General features: G+C 69.4%; 12 protein-coding genes. 8 read left to right on the plus strand and 4 right to left on the minus strand.

What is annotated here, in order from left to right:
- Positions 1-99: 99 nt before the first annotated feature.
- The 5 genes from RPIT_RS13960 (at position 100) to RPIT_RS13980 (ending at position 7,060) form a co-directional block, all read left to right on the plus strand.
- Positions 100-1,509, plus strand: a complete 1,410-nt coding sequence (locus RPIT_RS13960; RefSeq protein ID WP_218121668.1) for an MFS transporter — start codon at positions 100-102, stop codon at positions 1,507-1,509.
- A 216-nt stretch (positions 1,510-1,725) separates the two neighbouring features.
- A complete protein-coding gene (locus RPIT_RS13965; RefSeq protein WP_077343997.1) occupies positions 1,726-3,162 on the plus strand; it encodes an alanine/glycine:cation symporter family protein in 1,437 nt (478 codons plus the stop codon).
- Between the two features lie 110 nt (positions 3,163-3,272).
- A complete protein-coding gene (locus RPIT_RS13970) occupies positions 3,273-4,949 on the plus strand; it encodes a fumarate hydratase (RefSeq protein WP_176789370.1) in 1,677 nt (558 codons plus the stop codon).
- An 85-nt stretch (positions 4,950-5,034) separates the two neighbouring features.
- A complete protein-coding gene (locus RPIT_RS13975; protein WP_077343999.1) occupies positions 5,035-5,454 on the plus strand; it encodes a hypothetical protein in 420 nt (139 codons plus the stop codon).
- Positions 5,455-5,968: 514 nt separating this feature from the next.
- Positions 5,969-7,060 (plus strand): IS110 family RNA-guided transposase, encoded by a 1,092-nt coding sequence (locus RPIT_RS13980; RefSeq protein WP_077344000.1) that lies wholly within the window; start codon positions 5,969-5,971, stop codon positions 7,058-7,060.
- Between the two features lie 71 nt (positions 7,061-7,131).
- Here RPIT_RS13980 and RPIT_RS13985 read toward each other — a convergent pair whose 3' ends face one another.
- Both RPIT_RS13985 and RPIT_RS13990 read right to left on the minus strand, forming a co-directional pair.
- Positions 7,132-7,797 carry a response regulator transcription factor gene (locus RPIT_RS13985; RefSeq protein ID WP_077344001.1) on the minus strand — a complete coding sequence of 222 codons (666 nt, stop codon included), beginning with the start codon at positions 7,795-7,797 and terminating at the stop codon, positions 7,132-7,134.
- Entirely contained in the window at positions 7,794-9,227 is a 1,434-nt protein-coding gene (locus RPIT_RS13990) for a sensor histidine kinase (protein WP_077344002.1), read from the minus strand. The genes RPIT_RS13985 and RPIT_RS13990 overlap by 4 nt, the downstream gene beginning before the upstream one ends.
- Positions 9,228-9,651: 424 nt before the next feature.
- On the opposite strand from RPIT_RS13990, the gene RPIT_RS13995 reads away from it, so the two are divergent.
- Both RPIT_RS13995 and RPIT_RS14000 read left to right on the plus strand, forming a co-directional pair.
- Positions 9,652-15,174, plus strand: coding sequence for an ATP-binding protein (locus tag RPIT_RS13995; protein ID WP_077344003.1), 5,523 nt, complete (start codon positions 9,652-9,654; stop codon positions 15,172-15,174).
- 23 nt (positions 15,175-15,197) lie between these two features.
- Complete coding sequence (locus RPIT_RS14000; protein WP_077344004.1) at positions 15,198-15,476, plus strand: hypothetical protein; 279 nt, start codon at positions 15,198-15,200, stop codon at positions 15,474-15,476.
- Between the two features lie 19 nt (positions 15,477-15,495).
- On the opposite strand, the gene RPIT_RS14005 is transcribed toward RPIT_RS14000, so the two are convergent.
- Together RPIT_RS14005 and RPIT_RS14010 are read right to left on the minus strand one after the other, a co-directional pair.
- Positions 15,496-17,424: a heavy metal translocating P-type ATPase gene (locus RPIT_RS14005; protein WP_077344005.1), complete on the minus strand. Its 1,929-nt coding sequence runs from the start codon at positions 17,422-17,424 to the stop codon at positions 15,496-15,498.
- A gap of 13 nt (positions 17,425-17,437) precedes the next feature.
- Positions 17,438-17,668 (minus strand): heavy-metal-associated domain-containing protein, encoded by a 231-nt coding sequence (locus RPIT_RS14010; protein WP_077344006.1) that lies wholly within the window; start codon positions 17,666-17,668, stop codon positions 17,438-17,440.
- A 116-nt stretch (positions 17,669-17,784) separates the two neighbouring features.
- Between RPIT_RS14010 and RPIT_RS14015 the strand changes: the two genes are divergently transcribed.
- Positions 17,785-18,462: a Crp/Fnr family transcriptional regulator gene (locus tag RPIT_RS14015; protein WP_077344007.1), complete on the plus strand. Its 678-nt coding sequence runs from the start codon at positions 17,785-17,787 to the stop codon at positions 18,460-18,462.
- Positions 18,463-18,644: the final 182 nt, after the last annotated feature.

Consider the following 18,644-nt stretch of genomic DNA (forward strand, 5'->3'; position numbering starts at 1 on the left):
GTAAGGGTAGTCGGCGGCCGGGCAAGGCACGCTGTCAGGGCCGGATCGGGGCACGGCGGAGCTCTAGGCTGAGGCCCCAACCGCGTGGTACGTTGCCCCGTGGGCATTCGGAGCCTGACTCGGGCACAGACGTTCAACCACGTCCTCGGCAACACCGCCGCGGCGATGCTCGGCACCACCTTTATCTGGTTCGGCATCACGTTCTGGGCCTACCTTGAGACGCGGTCGGTGCTGGCGACGTCGTTCCTCGGCGGGGCCTACATGCTCGGCATGGCCGTCCTCGGGGTGCCGTTCGGCACGCTCATCGACCGACACCACAAGCACCGCGTGATGGTGTTCTCGGCGGTCGCGACGTCGATCGTCTTCTCGCTCGCGGCCGCCGTGTTCCTGCTGACTCCGCCTGACCGGTTGACCGACCTGGGGCAGCCCTGGTTCTGGCTCTTCTGCGGGCTGATCCTCATGGGCGGGTTGCTGGCCAACATCCGCTCCATCGCCCTGTCGACCTGCGTCACGATCCTGGTGGACTCCGAGCGCCGCGCGAACGCCAACGGCCTGGTCGGCACCGTCAACGGCATGATGATGATGGTCACGGGGGTACTGTCGGGCCTCGCGATCGGCCAGCTGGGGCTGCTGTGGACGCTGCTGATCTCGCTCGCGGTGGTGCTGCTCTCCCTGGTCCACCTGTTGACCATCCGGATCCCCGAGCCCGAGATCGTCCACGTCGAGGGAGCGCCCAAGGCCGTGGACTTCAAGGGCGCCTGGGCCGCCGTCGTCGCCGTGCCGGGCCTGATCGGGCTCATCCTGTTCACCACGTTCAACAACTTCCTCGGCGGCGTCTTCATGGGCCTGCTCGATCCGTACGGACTCGAACTGGTGTCCGTCGAGGTGTGGGGCATCCTGTTCGGGCTCTCCGGCATCGGGTTCATCGTCGGCGGCGCCATCATCGCCCAGCGGGGGCTGGGACGGCTGCCGCTGCGCAGCCTCCTGTTCTCGTGTCTGGGCATGTGGATCGTGGCGGGCGGATTCACGATCCGCGACTCCGTGGTCCTGCTGGTGGTCGGCATGTTCCTCTACATGGTGCTCATCCCGTTCATCGAGGGCGCCGAGCAGACCCTCCTGCAGCAGGTGGTGCCGCTGGCGAAGCAGGGCCGCGTCTTCGGCTTCGCCCAAGCCGTCGAGGTGTCGGCGGCGCCCATCAGTGCGTTCATCATCGGACCCGTCGCGCAGTTCTGGCTGATCCCGCACGCTGAGTCGCCGCGGGGGCAGCGTCAGTGGGAGTGGCTGCTGGGCACCGGGGATGCCCGCGGGATCGCGCTGGTCTTCGTGCTCGTCAGCGTCGGGGGCCTGATCCTGACGTCGCTGGTGTTCTTCACCAAGACCTACCGCCGGCTAAACGCCACGTACGAGGCGGGCGACGTCAACAAGGACATCGCCGCCTTCGCGCCCGGCGAGGCCGCCGACCCGATCCCCGGACCCGACCCGCTCGGCAAGGGCCACGCTGAGTCGTAGGGCTGTGGATAACTTGAGCAAGTGAGATGGGTCGACGAATCCAAACGCTGTTACACCGGCGTGTCATGGCGTTGACCCATCTCATTTGCTCAACTCGCCGTCCTGCCACCGCCCCAGGCATCCGCCAGCCGGAAATCCCGCGCGGAGGGTAAGCCGCGTGGCAGACTCACGATCGTCGGCGACGGCGTCGGCCCCAGCTACGGAAGGAGTGCTGTCATGGAGACGATCACGAACTGGCTCGACGGCTTCAACGGACAGATCTACTCCTGGATCCTCATCCCCGTCCTCCTCGGGGCGGGCGTGTGGTTCACCGTCGCGACGCGGGGCATGCAGTTCCGCCTCATCGGACGCATGTTCTCGGTGCTCGGAGGGTCGCGACACTCGGCCGACAAGGACGGCGGGATCTCGTCCTTCCAAGCCTTCGCCATCGGGCTCGCCTCACGGGTCGGCACCGGAAACATCGCCGGCGTCGCCATCGCCATCACGCTGGGCGGGCCGGGTGCGGTGTTCTGGATGTGGGTCGTCGCGCTGCTCGGCATGGCCACCGCGTTCATCGAGGCGACGCTGGCCCAGATCTTCAAGATGCCGTGGGGCGACGGCACCTTCCGCGGCGGTCCCGCCTTCTACATCTGGCGCGGGCTGAAGTCCTGGAAGTGGGGCGCGGTCTTCGCCGTCGTGCTGCTGTTCACCTACGGGATCGCCTTCCAGATGGTGCAGGCCAACACGATCGCCACCACCGTCCAGAGCACCTTCGGGGTCGACACCTGGATCACCGCCCTCATCATCGCGGCGCTGACAGGGGCCGCGATCATCGGCGGCATCCGCTCCGTGGCGAAGGTCTCCGAGGTGCTGGCGCCGGCCATGGCGCTCATCTACGTGCTCATCGCGCTCGTGGTCATCGCGCTCAACCTCGACCAGATCGGCTTCGTGTTCAGCGAGATCATCCAGTCCGCGTTCGGCCTCAACGAGGCGTTCGCCGGCACGGCTGGCGGCATCACTGCGGCCATCATGAACGGCGTCAAGCGCGGCCTCTACTCCAACGAGGCCGGCATGGGATCGGCGCCCAACGCCGCGTCGACGGCGACGACGATCCACCCCGCGCGCCAGGGCCTCATCCAGTCCTTCGGCGTCTTCGTCGACACCATGATCGTCTGCTCCGCCACCGCCTTCATCGTGCTGTCCTCCGGGGTCTACACCCCCGGCCAGGACCTCGAGGGGGCGACCCTGACGCAGTCCGGAGTGGCGGCGGCGCTCGGCGACTGGATGGCGCCGGTCATGGTGGTGCTCATCTCGGTGTTCGCCTTCTCCACGCTCATCGGCAACTACGCCTACGCCGAGGTCAACCTCGACTACCTGACCAAGGACCGCCCCGGGTCGGACCTGACGCTGAAGATCGTCGTCGTCATCGCCACCTTCGTCGGCGGCATCGCCAAGCTCTCCTCGGTCTGGGTGCTGGCCGACACGTCGATGTTCTTCATGGCGATCATCAACCTCGTCGCGATCATCCTGCTCGGCAAGTGGGCGTTCGCCGCGCTGCGCGACTACGAGGCCAACCCCGAAGGCCGCTTCGTCGCCGTCGGCAACGATCACCTGCCGGGCGTTCTCGACACCGAGATCTGGGTGGCCGACCCGCCCAAGGCGGCCGTCCGCTAGACCGCGACGGCTAAGCCCCACCCCCGCTCGGGGGCCGACATCGCCTCTGGAAGACTGGCGTTTGCCCGTCAATCAGGAGAACCGCAGTGCCCGAATTCCGTTACGCCGACATGCTCCCCCTCGGCGCCGACCAGACCCCGTACCGGCTGCTCACCACCGACGGCGTGGAGACGGTGGAGGGTCCCGACGGGCGGCGATTCCTCAAGGTGGCCCCTGAGGCGCTGACGCTGCTGGCCGAGACCGCCATGCACGACATCGCGCACTACCTGCGCCCCGGCCACCTGCAGCAGTTGCGCACCATCATGGAGGACCCGGAGGCCTCGCCCAACGACAAGTTCGTGGCGCTCGACCTGCTGAAGAACGCCAACATCGCCGCCGGCGGGGTGCTGCCGATGTGCCAGGACACGGGCACCGCGATCGTCATGGGCAAGCGCGGCCAGCACGTCCTGACCGACGGGGTGGACGAGAAGCCGCTCTCGCTCGGCGTCTTCAACGCCTACACCACGCTCAACCTGCGCTACTCGCAGAACGCCCCCATCACGATGTGGGACGAGCAGAACACCGGCTCCAACCTCCCGGCCCAGATCGAGCTCTACGCCGACACCGCGCCCGGGCACGAGAACAGCTACAAGTTCCTGTTCATGGCGAAGGGCGGCGGCTCGGCGAACAAGAGCTACCTCTACCAGGAGACCAAGGCGGTCCTGAACCCGTCGTCGATGATGACGTTCCTGGAGGAGAAGCTCCGCGGTCTCGGCACCGCCGCCTGCCCGCCGTACCACCTGGCCATCGTCGTCGGCGGCACGTCGGCCGAGTTCGCACTCAAGACGGCCAAGTACGCCTCGGCCCGCTACCTCGACACCCTCCCGACGAGCGGCTCGCTCGCCGCGCATGGGTTCCGCGACGTCGAGCTCGAGCAGGACGTGCTGGAGCTCACCCGCAAGCTCGGCATCGGCGCGCAGTTCGGAGGCAAGTACTTCTGCCACGACGTCCGCGTGATCCGCCTGCCCCGCCACGGCGCATCGCTGCCCATCGCCATCGCCGTGTCCTGCTCCGCCGACCGCCAGTGCCTCGGCAAGATCACCCCCGAGGGCGTCTTCATCGAGCAGCTCGAGACCGACCCCGCCCGCTTCATGCCCGACCACGTCGACGACGACCTCGACGCCGAGACCGACGGCGTCGCCGGCACCGGCAAGGGCGCCGTCGTGCGCATCGACCTCAACCAGCCGATGGAATCGATCCTGGGCGAGCTCAGCCGACACCCGGTAAAGACGCGGGTGTCGCTGACCGGCTCGCTCATCGTCGCCAGGGACATCGCCCACGCCAAGATCAAGGAGCGCCTCGACGCCGGCGAGGAGATGCCGCAGTATCTGAAGGACCACCCGGTCTACTACGCCGGACCCGCGAAGACGCCCGAGGGGATGGCGTCGGGGTCGTTCGGGCCTACGACGGCCGGGCGGATGGATTCCTACGTGGACCAGTTCCAGGCCTCCCGCGGCTCGATGGTGATGCTCGCCAAGGGCAACCGGTCGCAGGCGGTCACCGACGCCTGCAGCCGCCACGGCGGGTTCTACCTCGGCTCGATCGGCGGCCCAGCCGCCCGTCTGGCGCAGGACTGCATCAAGAAGGTCGAGGTGGTGGAGTACCCGGAGCTCGGGATGGAGGCCATCTGGAAGATCGACGTGGAGGACTTCCCGGCCTTCATCATCGTCGACGACAAGGGCAACGACTTCTTCGCCGAAGTCAACAAGCCGCTGGTGTCGAGCATCCCGAAGCGCCCCGGCCTCTGAGTCTTCCAGATGAGAAAGCTCTCATCTTCTGTTCGTTACCTTCACATGCGGGTGGCCTGTACTGGGCTGTGACGGAGGAGGCCGGATGGGAGAGAAGATCCCTCGCGCGGGAGGTATCGCGCTGGTGATCGTCGGCGCCGTGCTCGCGGGCTGGTTTGCCGCCGCCATCGCCGCACCGCCCCTAGCCCCGGCGAGCGAGCCGGCGATTGTCGTGACCGTGGTGCCGCCTGCGCCGTCCGTCTCGCCGTCGCCCGCACCCACGACGCCGTCTCCGTCGGCCTCGCCGACACCTTCTGTGTCTCCGACGCCGTCGGCGGAGGTTACGCAGTCGCCCGCCGTCGTCGCCCCTCCGCCAGCCGCGTCCCCCGCCCCGCCCAAGCAGACGGTCGCGCCGAAGCCCGTCCCCAAGCCCAAGCCGAAGCCTGTGTACGTCGACGACGATGACGATGACGACGATGACGACGATGACGACGATGACGATGATGACGATGATGACGATGACTAGGCCGTTTCCCTGAGTGGCGGCCCCGAGGGACGCGGGGTGTGTTTGTACGTCCCCCTGAGTAGCGGCCCCGAGGGACGAGGGGTGTGTTTGTACGTTCCCCTGAGTAGCGGCCCCGAGGGACGAGGGGCCGTGTATCGAAGGGCTCGTGACTGGGCCGCTGTCCCTAGTCAGCGGGATGCGTGGGTAGCCCTTCGATACAGAGAGGATTGGGGGTACCGGGTTTCCCGGGGATCAGCAAGGATGAGGGTGCCGGGCTTTCCGGTGGTCTTGTGGTGGTGGCTGTCTTCGATACTGCCCTGGAGGGCGTTGCTGCGATGTGCCCTGCCTCGTTGATCCCTGGGAGATCCGGGCCGGTGTCTGACCCCGCGTGCGGGTTGGGGGATGGGTCAGGCCGGGGCGGTAGCTTGATAAGACCGTGCCCCGCGTGTGTGGGGCTCATCTCTGTAGTGCTCCGGTCCCCGGCCTGCTGAGCCATCCCTCCCGGCTGATAGTGACAAGCCTTGAGGGAGGCAACATGTACAAGACATCACACACGCGCGGTCACCGCAACCCCCCATCAGGATCGGTGGTGGTGGGTATCGATACCCATCTGGACATCCATCGCGCGGCGTTGGTGGATGCGGCGACCGGTGCTCCGGTGGCTGACCAGCAGTTCCCGGCCACCCCGGCCGGCTATCTTGAGTTGCTGGACTGGGCTGTGGGTCATGGCAGGGTCTCGCGGGCCGGGGTGGAACAGACCGGCACCTATGGTGCCGGGTTGACCGCCGTGTTGCATGCTGCCGGGATCGAGGTGATCGAGATCAACCACACCGAACGAGGTGACCGGGCCCGGCACGGGAAGACCGATGAGCTCGACGCGTACCGGGCGGCGACCGCGGCGGCGGCCGGCACCCAGAAGGGCCTAGCCAAGCACTATCATCCCGCGATCGCCGCGCTACGACCGTTGATGGTGCTGCGGGCCCATCACCGGAGCTCCAGGCAGCGGGCCTGGGGCCGTGTAGGCGGGATGCTGGTGACCTGTCCCGACGACCTCGCTGACCAGGTGCGGGGGTTGAACTCGGCCCAGAAACGGGCCCGGATCGCCGCGTGGCGTCCCGACCTGACTCGTCTCCACGACCCTGTCAACAGTTACAAACTCGCCCTCAGGGACCTCGCCCGTGCCTGCCTCGACCATGATCGGGCCATCGTCGAGATCGATGCGCAACTGCTCAGGATCCTCACCCCGATCGCGCCGACCCTGCTGGCCCAGCATCATGTCGGGCCAGTGACCACTGCCCAGTTGTTGATCACCGCCGGTCACCCCGGCCGGATCACCTCCGGTGACGCGTTCGCCAAACTTGTCGGCGTGGCACCACTGCCCGTTCAATCGGGAAAGTCCAGCCGGTGGAGATTGTCGCGCTCGGGCGACCGGCAAGCCAACAGCGTCATCCACCGCGTCGTCATCGGACGCCTCGGAACCGACCCGCGATCCAAGACCTACATCCAACGCCGAGTATCCGAAGGAAAGACCCGCTCCGAAGCCATCCGAGCACTCAAACGACACGTCACCCGAGACCTCTGGACCGCCCTCCAAACAGACCTCAACAACCTCCCCCACACCACTTGACAGACCATAAGACCTTCGCTCGCTCGTTCCTCGCTCGCTACTCAGGGCGACGTGGCGGCCGCTCGTGGTGGTCAGATGAGGCGGTAGCCCATCCCGCGGACCGTCTCGAAGCGGTCCTTCCCGAGCTTTCCGCGCAGGTAGCGGACGTAGACGTCGACGACGTTGGAGCCGGGGTCGAAGTCGTAGCCCCAGACGTTGCTCAGCAACTGTTCACGGCTCAGCACCTGGCCCGGGTTGCGCAGGAAGGTCTCGGCGAGCGTGAACTCGCGGGCCGACAGGTCGACCCACTCGCCGTCGACCTGCGCCTTCCTTGTGCGGAAGTCCAGAACAAGCCCGTTATGGCTCAACTGGGTGGCCGACGCGCTCCCGGCGGAGGAGTCCGCGCGCAGACGCAGCCGGATGCGGGCCAGCAGCTCCTCGAACGAGAACGGTTTCGGGACGTAGTCGTCGGCCCCACCCTCAAGGCCGGCCACGCGGTCGGCGACCGACGAACGCGCGGTCAACATGATGACCGGGACGCTCACCCCCTGCCCCCGGATCCGCTCCAGGACCTCGAAGCCGTCGATGTCCGGCAGCCCGACGTCGAGGATGACCAGGTCGAAGTTCCCATGGACGGCCAGCGCCACCCCCTCGGCGCCGGAGGCCGTCTGGTGGGACGTGAACCCGGCCGCCTTCAGGCCCTTCGCGATGAAGCCCGAGATCCTCGGCTCGTCCTCGATGATCAAGATGGTGCTCACACGTCCTCCTTCGGACCGAGGGGAAAGACGATGATGAAGGTGGACCCCTCACCCTCGCGTGACTCGATGTCCAGCCGCCCGCCGTGGGACCGGACGATGCTCTCGACGATACTGAGCCCCAGACCTGCGCCCTGGGCGTGCGACGCGCCCTCTCGCGTTCGGCCGAACCGCTCGCGGACCGTCTCCAGCTGGTCGGGCGCGATGCCGATGCCTTCGTCCTTGACCCACAGGAACACCTCGCCCCGGTGCAGCGCGGAGCCGAGCGTGATCGCGGTGCCCTCGTCCGAGTACTTGACGGCGTTGGCCGCGAGCTGCAGCCAGGCCTGTGTGATCCGGCCGGGATCGAACCAGGCTTCGGCGGACGCCACCCGCTCCAGCCTCCAGCGTCGGTTGCCGAGCGTCCTGGCCTTCTCGAAGGTCTGGTCGGTGAGCGTCGCCAGGTCGAACCACTGGGGAGTGACGAAGTCGCTCTCGCCGGCCTTGGCGAGCATCAGCAGGTCGTTGACCAGCACGCTCATGCGGTCCACCTCGTCGATGACGAGGTCGCGGGTCTGGACGACGTCGGCGGGATCGGCCGGGTCGATGAGCTCCATGTGTCCACGCACGACGGTGATGGGGGTGCGCAGTTCGTGGCCGACGTCGTCGAGCAGTCGACGCTGGCTCTCGACGGAGCGCTGCACGCGGTCGAGCATGTGGTTGATGGTCACCGAGAGCGCGGTTAGATCGTCGCGGCCGTGGACCGGGACTCGGGAGGTCAGGTCCCGCTCGTCGATGGATTCGGCGGCCTCGCGCAGCTGCTCGATCGGCTTCAGGAGCCTGCCGACGGCGAACCAGGCCAACAGGACCACGACGACGATGGTGATGAGGGCGACGACGGCGTAGGACGTCATGGTGCGCCGCAGCTCGGCCTCGGCGGCGTCGAGGTCGTGGACATGCACCAGCGCGCCGGACTCATTCGGGAAGATGACCGGCGCCACCAGCACGTAGTAGTGGGCCTGGTCGGTGCGCATGCGTTCGATGACGATCTGATTCCCCGTCGCCAGCGGGGTGACCATGGCGAGGAGCTGCTCGTCGTTCTCGGGCCTCAGCGCCGCGTCTTCGGTCACCCACGCCACCCTGCCGTCGACGAAGGCCAACTCGCCCTCGGCGGGGCCGATCACGGTGCGCTGCAGGTACGTCTGCAGGAGCTGTGACGGCCCGGTGAACGCGGCTCCGGTGGCGGGGTCGACGCCGCGCGACGCGAGTACCTGCAGCTCGTCCTTCGACCGGCTCAGTTGCGCGTAGACGTTGGCGTGGATGTTGCGGTCCTGGAGCACGGCCACGACGACACCCGACGTGATGAGCGACGCCACCGCCAGCAGCACCATCGTCCACATGATCCGGGCGCGGATCGTCGCCGTCGGGGCGAAGGCGGTCGCGGGCGCGGTCATGCCCCAAGTGTGCCTGCTCCCCTGCGCGCGGGAGGCGGTGTGCATAGGTCCATCAAAGGGCAGGCGCCGGTGGTAGAGGGTGAGGTGGACCTGAGAGGTCTCTCATGATCCCTGAGCTTGTCGTCCTCGTTCCCTGAGCTTGTCGTCCTCGTTCCCTGAGCTTGTCGAAGGGTTACGGCCGGGACTGTGGTCGCCGCCCTTGCGGTCGGGGGCGGTGGTAGGTGGTAGGTCGTGACCCTTCGACGGACGGGCTGCTCGCTGCGCTCGCCGGCCCTGCTCAGGGAGCAGATGGGCGCCTGGATTGTCGGGCTCTCACAAAGTTTCTCCGACGACGTTGGGCGTTGCCGTCGCCCGTTCACCCCGGTTCATGAGGAATTCTGACAACACCCGGTCTTCTCCGGGTCTAGTGCTCTGCCCAGGAGGAATGTTGTTCAAGCGCATCGCCATCGTCAACCGGGGCGAGGCCGCCATGCGGCTCATCCACGCAGTGCGCGACCTCAACGCAGAGCATCCAGACCAGGACCAGATCACCACGATTGCGCTCTACACCGACGCCGAACGCTCGGCCATGTTCGCCCGCGAGGCGGACGAGGCGTACGCGATCGGTCCCGCCTCCGAGCGCCCCTACCTCAACCACGACCTGCTCGCCCGCATCCTCACCGAGGCGCGCGCCGACGCCGTGTGGGTCGGCTGGGGCTTCGTCGCCGAGGACGCCGCCTTCGCCGACCTCGTCGAGAGCCTCGGCATCACCTTCATCGGACCGTCGGGCGACGCCATGCGCAAGCTGGGCGACAAGATCGGCTCCAAGCTCATCGCCGAGGAGGTCGGCGTCCCCGTCGCGCCGTGGTCGCGCGGCGGCGTCGACAGCCTCGACGACGCCCTCGCGGCCGCCGACTCCATCGGCTACCCCCTCATGCTCAAGGCGACCGCCGGCGGTGGCGGCCGCGGCATCCGCAAGGTCGAATCGGCCGACGAGCTGGTCGACGCCTACCACCGCACGCGCGACGAGGCCGAGCGCGCGTTCGGCTCCGGCGTCGTCTTCCTCGAGAAGCTCGTGACCGGAGCCCGCCACGTCGAGGTGCAGGTCATCGCCGACGGCCACGGCAACGCCTGGGCACTCGGCGTGCGCGACTGCACCATCCAGCGCCGCAACCAGAAGATCATCGAGGAGTCCGCCTCCCCGCTCCTCAGCGCCGACCAGGTGGCCGAGCTCAAGGCCTCGGCCGAACGACTCGCGCTGGCGGTCGGCTACCAGGGCGCGGGCACCGTCGAGTTCCTCTACCACCCGGGCGAGCAGTTCTTCGCGTTCCTCGAGGTGAACACGCGTCTGCAAGTGGAGCACCCGATCACCGAGGTGACGTGCGACTTCGACCTCGTCAAAGCCCAGATCCGCGTCGCCGCGGGCGAGGAGCTCGCCGAGCGCCCCACCGAGCTCGGCCACGCCGTCGAGGCGCGCCTGAACGCCGAAGACCCCGACCGAGACTTCGCACCGGCACCGGGGCTCATCACCCGGCTCGATCTACCCGCCGGCCCCGGCATCCGCGTCGACACCGGCGTCGCCGAGGGCGACACGATCCCCGCCGACTTCGACTCGATGATCGCCAAGATCATCGCCCACGGCCGCACGAGGGCCGAGGCGCTCGGCCGGCTGCGGCGGGCGATGGGGGAGACCACCGTCGTCATCGAGGGCGGCGCCACCAACAAGAGCTTCATCCTCGAGCTGTTGGATCAGCCCGAGGTGACCGGGCCGACGACCGCTCGGGCGACCCCCAGGCGCGCGGAGGGGACGCAACCGGCCATCGAGTGGGCCGACACCGGGTGGATCGACCGGGTCCGCGCCGACGGCGGTCTTGTGGCCGACGCCCACGCGGGCGTGGCGCTCGTGGTCGCCGCCATCGAGGCCTACGAGGAGAACCTCCAGATCGAGACGGAGCGCCTGCTCACCACCGCCCACGGCGGCCGCCCGCAGACGCAGCTGAAGCCGGGCGGCGCCGTCGACCTCAAGCTCCGTGGCATGGTGCACAACGTCGTCGCCTATGCCACGGGCCCCGAGCGCTACCGCGTCACCGTCGACGGCCAGCCCGTCGAGGCCTCGCTGCAGCGCCTCGACGACGTGCACGGCCGGATCACCGTGGGGGAGCAGCATCACCGCATCGTGAGCGCCACCCACGGCCCGGTCCACCTCATCGAGGTCGACAACGTGACCCACCGCGTCTCCCGCGACGAGGGCGGCGTGCTGCGTTCGCCGGCCCCGGCGCTCGTGGTGGCGACGCCGGTCGCCGTCGGTGACGAGGTCGAGGCCGGCGCGCCCGTCATCGTCCTGGAATCGATGAAGATGGAGACCGTCATCCCGGCCCCCTTCGCCGCGAAGGTGAAGGAACTCCACGTCATCACCGGCTCCCAGGTGGAGACGATGGCTCCGCTGGTGCGGCTCGAACCGCTCGGCGACGGCACCGAGGAGGCCGCGGCCGAAGGTCCGGCCGTCGACCTGCCGCGCCCGGCCGTCGTCGCCAGCGCGGAGGCTCGCGCCGTACGGCTCCAGGCGGACCTCTCGGCGACGCTGCTCGGCTACGACGTCGACCCCACCGCCAGGACGCTGCAGGCGTACCTCAAGGTCCGCGACGAGGTGCTCGCCGACGGAGGCGACGTGCTCGGCGGCGAGATCGAGCTGATCGCGCTGTTCGCCGACCTTGCGGAGCTCAGCCGCAACCGCCCCTTCGGGGAGGAGGCGCAGACCGAGCTGCGGGTCCACTCCGACCGCGAGCACTTCCACCGCTACCTGACAACGCTCGACACCGCCCGGGCCGGGCTGCCCGACCTGTTCGTCGACCGCCTCGGCCGGGTGCTTCGCCACTACGGCGTCGAGTCGCTCGACCGCACCCCCGAGCTCGAGGAGGCGGTGCTGCGGATTTTCGTGGCGCAGAAGCGGATGGCTTCCGATGTCGGGATCGTGCTGGCGATCCTCGACCGCTGGATCGGCGAGCCCGCGCCCAACGGTGGACGCAACCATGCCGCGCGGGACCACCTCGAGCGCCTCGTCCGCGCCACGCAGCTGCGGTTCCCCGCCGTCGGCGACCTGGCGCGCTCGGTCAGGTTCCGCTGGTTCGACCAGCCGCAGGTCGACGCCGAGCGCGCCGCGATCCTGGCCGGCGTCGACGACGAGGTGGACGCGCTCGCCGCCTCGCCGGACGCCCCTGACTACGACGCGCGCATCAGGCGGCTGGCCGGCATTCACGAGTGGACCGTCGGGTCGCTGGCCCGGCGGCTCGCCCGCGGCACGCCCGAGCGCGAGCCGATGCTCGAGGTGCTGCTGCACAAGTACTACTCCGAGTACGGGATGGGCGACATCGACCACCGCACCGTCGACGGTCGCGCGGTGGTGACCGCCCGCTACCTGCTGAACGAGCGTCCGCGCCGGTTCGTCGGGACGGTCGGGACGATCGACGAGGCCGCCCCCGGCGGCGCGCTCGAGCGGCTCCTGGCCAGCGAGTTCGACGCCCGCGAGCCGGGCGACGACGCCGTGGCCGAGCTCTACCTGTTGTGGCCGGACCGCCCCTCCAGTGACGACCTGGGCACCGCGCTGCAGGACCTGCTGCGCGGCTGGGCCTGGGACGCCGCCGTCCAGCGCGTCGCCGTCGGCGTGTGCCAGCCGGACGGGCACGTCGAGTACCGCACCTTCCGGTTCACCGACGGCCAGCCGTGGGAGGACGCGACGATCGCGGGCCTGCCGCCCATGGCCGGGCGACGGCTCGACCTGTGGCGCCTGCGGGACTTCGACACCACCCGCCTCCCTGCCCCCGAGGACGTCCTGCTGCTTGAATGCGTGGCGAAGTCCAACCCCGACGACCGACGCCTGGTCGCCATGGCGCAGGTCCGGCAGCTCGCCGTCGTGCGCGACGAGGCGGGCGAGTTGGTCGGCCTGCCGCACGCCGAGCGGGCCGTCGCCAACTGCCTCGAGGCCATCCGCCGCACGCGGTCGGCGCGTGGGTCGGCCGGCTCGAAGCTCGACATGAACCACGTCTGGGTGCACGTCTGGCCCGAGATCGACCTCGACATCGCCGACATCCAGCCGCTGCAGAGCCGCATCACGCCGCTCTCCGACGGCGCTGGGATTGAGGAGGTGCTCTGCCAGGGTCGCTTCCGTCGCGGCGACGACGTCGTCGCGCTGGCGGTGAAGTTCCACGCCCTTCCGGGCGCCGGGGTCACCACCACGGTCAGCGCGCCGCCGTCGGAGCCGCTCAAGCCGCTCGACGACTACGCCGGCAAGGTGCTCCGCGCCCGTCGTCGCGGGCTGGTCTACCCCTACGAGCTGTCCGAGGCCCTCGCCGGGGACGGCGGCTCCCTCACGGAGCTGGACCTCGACGAATCCGGTCGCCTCGTCGAGGTGGACCGCGAGCCGGGCCGCAACAAGGCGGGCATCATCTGCGCCCGCGTGACCACGCCGACGGCGCTGCACCCTGAGGGCGTCACGAGGATTGTGCTGTCCGGCGACCCGACCAAGGGACTCGGCGCGGTGGCCGAGCCGGAGTGCTCCCGCATCATCGCGGCCATCGACCTGGCCGAGGAGATGGGCGTGCCGGTCGAATGGTTCACGCTGAGCTCGGGTGCGCGCATCTCGATGGACTCGGGCACGGAGAACATGGACTGGGTGGGTGCCGCGCTGCGGCGGATCGTCGAGTTCACGCAGGCCGGCGGCGAGATCAACGTCGTGGTGGCGGGCATCAACGTCGGCGCGCAGCCGTACTGGAACGCCGAGGCCACCATGCTGATGCACACCAAGGGCATCCTCGTCATGACGCCGGATTCGGCGATGGTGCTGACCGGCAAGCAGTCCCTCGACTTCTCCGGCGGCGTGTCCGCGGAGGACAACTACGGCATCGGCGGCTATGACCGCGTCATGGGCCCGAACGGGCAGGCGCAGTACTGGGCGCCGAACCTCGGCGCTGCGATGGGCATCCTGCTCGGCCACTACGACCGCACCTACGTCGCCGCGGGCGAGGACGGTCCGCGTCGCGCGGAGACGACCGACCCGTCGGATCGCGACGTGTCGGACTTCCCGCACGTGGCGGCGGGCAGCGACTTCGCGACGGTCGGGCAGATCTTCTCCGTGGAGCACAACCCCGACCGGAAGAAGGCGTTCGACATCCGCACCGTCATCGCGGCGGTCTGCGACCAGGACCACCCGCGGGTCGAGCGCTGGGCCGGCATGGCGGACGCGGAGACCGCCGTCGTCGTCGACGCCCGGATCGGCGGCCACTCGGTCAGCGTGCTCGGCATCGAGTCGAAGCCGGTGGTCCGAGCGGGCTTCCCGCCCACCGACGGCCCCGACACCTTCACCGCCGGCACGCTGTTCCCCCGCTCGTCGAAGAAGGCGGCCCGCGCCATCAACGCGGCCTCGGGCAACCGCCCCCTCGTCGTGCTCGCCAACCTGTCGGGCTTCGACGGCTCCCCGGAGTCGATGCGCAACCTGCAGCTCGAGTACGGCGCCGAGATCGGGCGTGCCATCGTCAACTTCGACGGCCCGATCGTCTTCGTCGTGATCTCCCGCTACCACGGCGGCGCCTTCGTCGTGTTCTCCAAGACACTGAACGAGAACATGACGGTGCTGGCGATCGAGGGGTCATTCGCCTCCGTCATCGGCGGCGCCCCCGCCGCGGCTGTGGTGTTCGCCGGCGACGTGGCGAAGCGCACGGCGGCCGACACCCGCGTGGCCGAGTTGGAGGCGGAGCTGCGCGCGGCGCCGCCGGAGCGGAAGGCTGAGCTGCAGATCGCGCTGGCCGACGCGACGGCCGCCGTGCGGGCGGAGAAGATCTCCGAGGTGGCGGCGGAGTTCGACGGCGTGCACAACATCCATCGCGCCGTCGCCGTGGGTTCGGTGGACCGGGTGATCGCCCCCGCGGAGCTCCGCCCGGCGATCATCGAGACGATCGAGGGGTACGGCCGCTGACGCCAGGCCAGTAGGCTCGTGGGGTGACCGACGACGACCTGTGGGACCTCACCCGCACCCGGCTTTTCTGGGCCGGGATCCTCGCCAACGGCGTGACCAGCGACGACGGCGCGATCGCCGTCGAGGCGGCGCTCCCCGCCCGGCCCACCGCGCGCGGGGAGCTGCTCCGCCTCCACCAGCTGGCCACCGACGAGCTGACGGGGATGCTTGCCCTCCTCTCGGACGACGAGCCGCGGTGGGCCGACGGGGAGGGGACGACGGTCGGCGACGTCCGCCGCCTGTTGGATAGCGACGCGGGCTGACCATCGACCCCCAACCCTCTCACGTTGCGCTCGACGACACCTCTGAGCGTGTAGCCACGCTGAGACCCTGCGTCGAGCGCAATTCCAGAGGGTCTGAGGCGAGTACACGGCTCGGTGGAGAGGGTGTCGGCCGCAGCAGCCGCATCGCGTTGACGATCACGACCAGCACCGACGCCTCATGGACGAGCATGCCGATCGCCATGGTCACGCCTCCGAACAGCACGCCAGCCAGGAGCGCACCCACCGTCGCCAGAGCGATCACGATGTTCGAGCGCATGACGCCGACGGTCCTCTTGGCGAGGCCGAGCGCGTGCGGGATCCGGTCGAGCCGGCTTGCCATCAGCGCGATGTCGGCGGTCTCCACCGCCACCGGAGACCCTGCCGCGCCCATCGCGATCCCGACGTCGGCGACGGCCAGCGCCGGGGCGTCGTTGACGCCGTCACCCACCATGGCCACCGAGTGGCCCTGGCTCTGCAGATCGGTGATGACGGCCAGCTTGTCGTCGGGCAGCAGAGAGGCGCGCACCTCGTCAATGCCCACCTGACGGGCGATGGCATCGGCCACCTGCTGGTTGTCGCCGGTCAGCATGAGGACCCGTTTGACGCCGATGGCGCGCAGTTCCTCGACCAGCTCCCGGGCGCCGTCGCGGATGGTGTCGGCCACTCCCAGCGCGCCGACGACCGTGCCGTCGAGCGCCAGCAGGAGCGGGGTCAGCCCCGCGGCGGAAAGCTCATCAGCGGCCTGGTCCGCCCAGGGTTCATGACCCACCAGCGCGAGGTTGCCGACCGCCACCTCCCTGCTGTCGACGGTGGCGACGACCCCGTGGCCGGGGACCGTGCGGACGTCGTCCGGCACCGCGGGGACGGCGAGGCCGCGGTCCCTGGCGGCAGCGACGACGGGGACGGCGAGCGGATGCCCGGAGCCGGCCTCGGCGCGGGCTGCCCAGGACAGCACCTCGTCGTCGGAGAACCCGTCGCGCGCGAGGATCGAGATCAGCTCCGGCTCGCCGCGCGTGATGGTGCCGGTCTTGTCGAGCGCGACCACGTCGATCCTCGCGGCGGTCTCCAGGAACTCGCCGCCCTTGATGAGGACGCCGTCGCGAGCGGCGCGGCCGATGCCGGCCACGAGCGCAACGGGCACCGAGATGACCAGCGCGCCGGGGCAGCCGATGACGAGCAGGGTGAGCGCGAGCTCCAGATTCATCGTCGCCAGGCCAACGACCAGCGACAACACGATGATCCCGGGGGTGTACCACTTCGAGAAGCGCTCCATGAACTGCTGGGTGCGGGCCTTCGCGTCCTGGGCCTCCTCGACGCGGTGGATGATGCGGGCCAGCGTCGTGTCGGCGCCGACTCCCGTCGCGGTGAGCGTGAGGAAGCCGTCGGCGACGATGGTGCCGGCGTACACGTCGTCGTCGGGGCTCTTCTCGGCTGGGATCGACTCCCCGGTGATGGCGGCCTCGTCGACGGCGGCCTGCCCGGCCGTCACGGTGCCGTCGACCGGCACCCGGCCGCCGTGCTTGACGATGACGGTTTCGCCGACGCCGACGGCGTGGGCGGGCACCTCGACCTGGGCGCCGTCGCGGATGACCGTCGCCGTGGTCGGGGCGAGCGCGACCAGTTCAGCCAGGGCGGACCGGGTCTTCGCCAGCGTCGCGCTCTCCAGCGAGTGGCCGAGCGCGAACAGGAACGTGACGGCCGCGGCCTCCCAGAAGTTGCGGATGGCGACGGCGCCGATCGCGGCGACGGCGACCAGCAGGTCGATCCCGACCACCCTGACGGCAAGGGCTCGGTAGGCCTTGATCACCACGGGGGTGCCGGCGACGACGGCCGCGGTGAGCATCAGCAGGTCGCCGACGGTGGTGTTGAGACGCCCTGCGACGAGGGCGGAGACGATCAGCGTGCCGGCGACGGCGGGGATCGCCCAACGGCGTGTGCGTGCATTCATTGCTCTCCCCGACTCAGAAAGCCGACGGGCGGGCGACGTAGCCGAGCTTGCCGACGGCGGCGACGAGGTCGTCGACGGAGGTGACGGCCGGGTCGTGATCGACCTCGATGCGGGCCGACGCGAAGTGGACCGTGGCCGCGCTGACCCCCGGAAGCTGGCCGAGGCCCTTCTCGATCTTCGCGACGCAGGACGGGCAGCTGAAGCCCTCGGCCCGGAGCGTGGTGTGGGTGGTGGTGGTGAGCATGGCTCCTCCTTCTCGTTGGTCCGCGGGGTGCGGATGATTCGAAGGTAGGCGGGGACGTCGGATTACTCCTTGACGCAGATCAAGCCGCGATTTCCACAGTCGGGCAAGGTGGACCCATGAGCGAAGACACATGCGTGGCGAAGGTGCCGATCTTCCGGGGACTCACCCCCGAGGAGCAGCGGGAGGTGGCCGACTTCGCGCGCCCGGTGATGGCGTCGCCCAACGAGCAGGTGATGACGGCGGGCAGCAGCCGACGTCGACTCCTCGTTGTGCACTCCGGGCGGGTGCGCGTCGTCCATCTGCTGCCGAACGGTCGCGAACACGTGGTCCGGGTGCTGGGGGAGGGCGACGTGGTGGGCGAGGACGCGTTCGTGCTCGGCCGTCGCCCCACCCACTACGCCTACGCCGACACTGATGCGCAGCTCTGCACGTTCGACCACGACGACCTCGCACGGCTCGTGGCGCGCTACCCGGGGATCGCGCTGCGGATGCTGCAGATCCAGTCCGAGCGGCTGGCCAACGCCGAGCGGATGCTCGCGTCCATGGGGGGCGCTGAGGTCGGCACGCGGCTGGCCGCCTACCTCCTCGATCTCCCCTCCCGCCAGAGCGACGAGGGGGTGCTGGTGGAACTGCCGATGGCGAAGAAGGACGTCGCATCGTACCTCGGCACGAGCCCCGAGACGCTCAGCCGCCGGCTGCGGGAGTTCGTCGACGCCGGATCGATCGAGCTCCGCGGCCGACGGGGCGTCCTGATCCGCGACGTGGACGCCCTCCTGACCCAGGCGGCGCTCTGAACGGTCCTGCGGCTACTCCAGGTCCCTGAGCTTGTCGTCCGTTGGTCCCTGAGCTTGTCGAAGGGTCACGGCCGTGAGCGTGGTCGCCGCCCTCTGGGATCAGGGGCGGCGGTAGGGAACGGGGTCGTTACCCTTCGACGGACGCTCACTCGTTCCTCGCGAGCTGCTCAGGGGGCCGACCA

It is taken from the genome of Tessaracoccus flavus, assembly GCF_001997295.1.
In the GTDB taxonomy this organism is placed as follows: domain Bacteria; phylum Actinomycetota; class Actinomycetes; order Propionibacteriales; family Propionibacteriaceae; genus Arachnia; species Arachnia flava.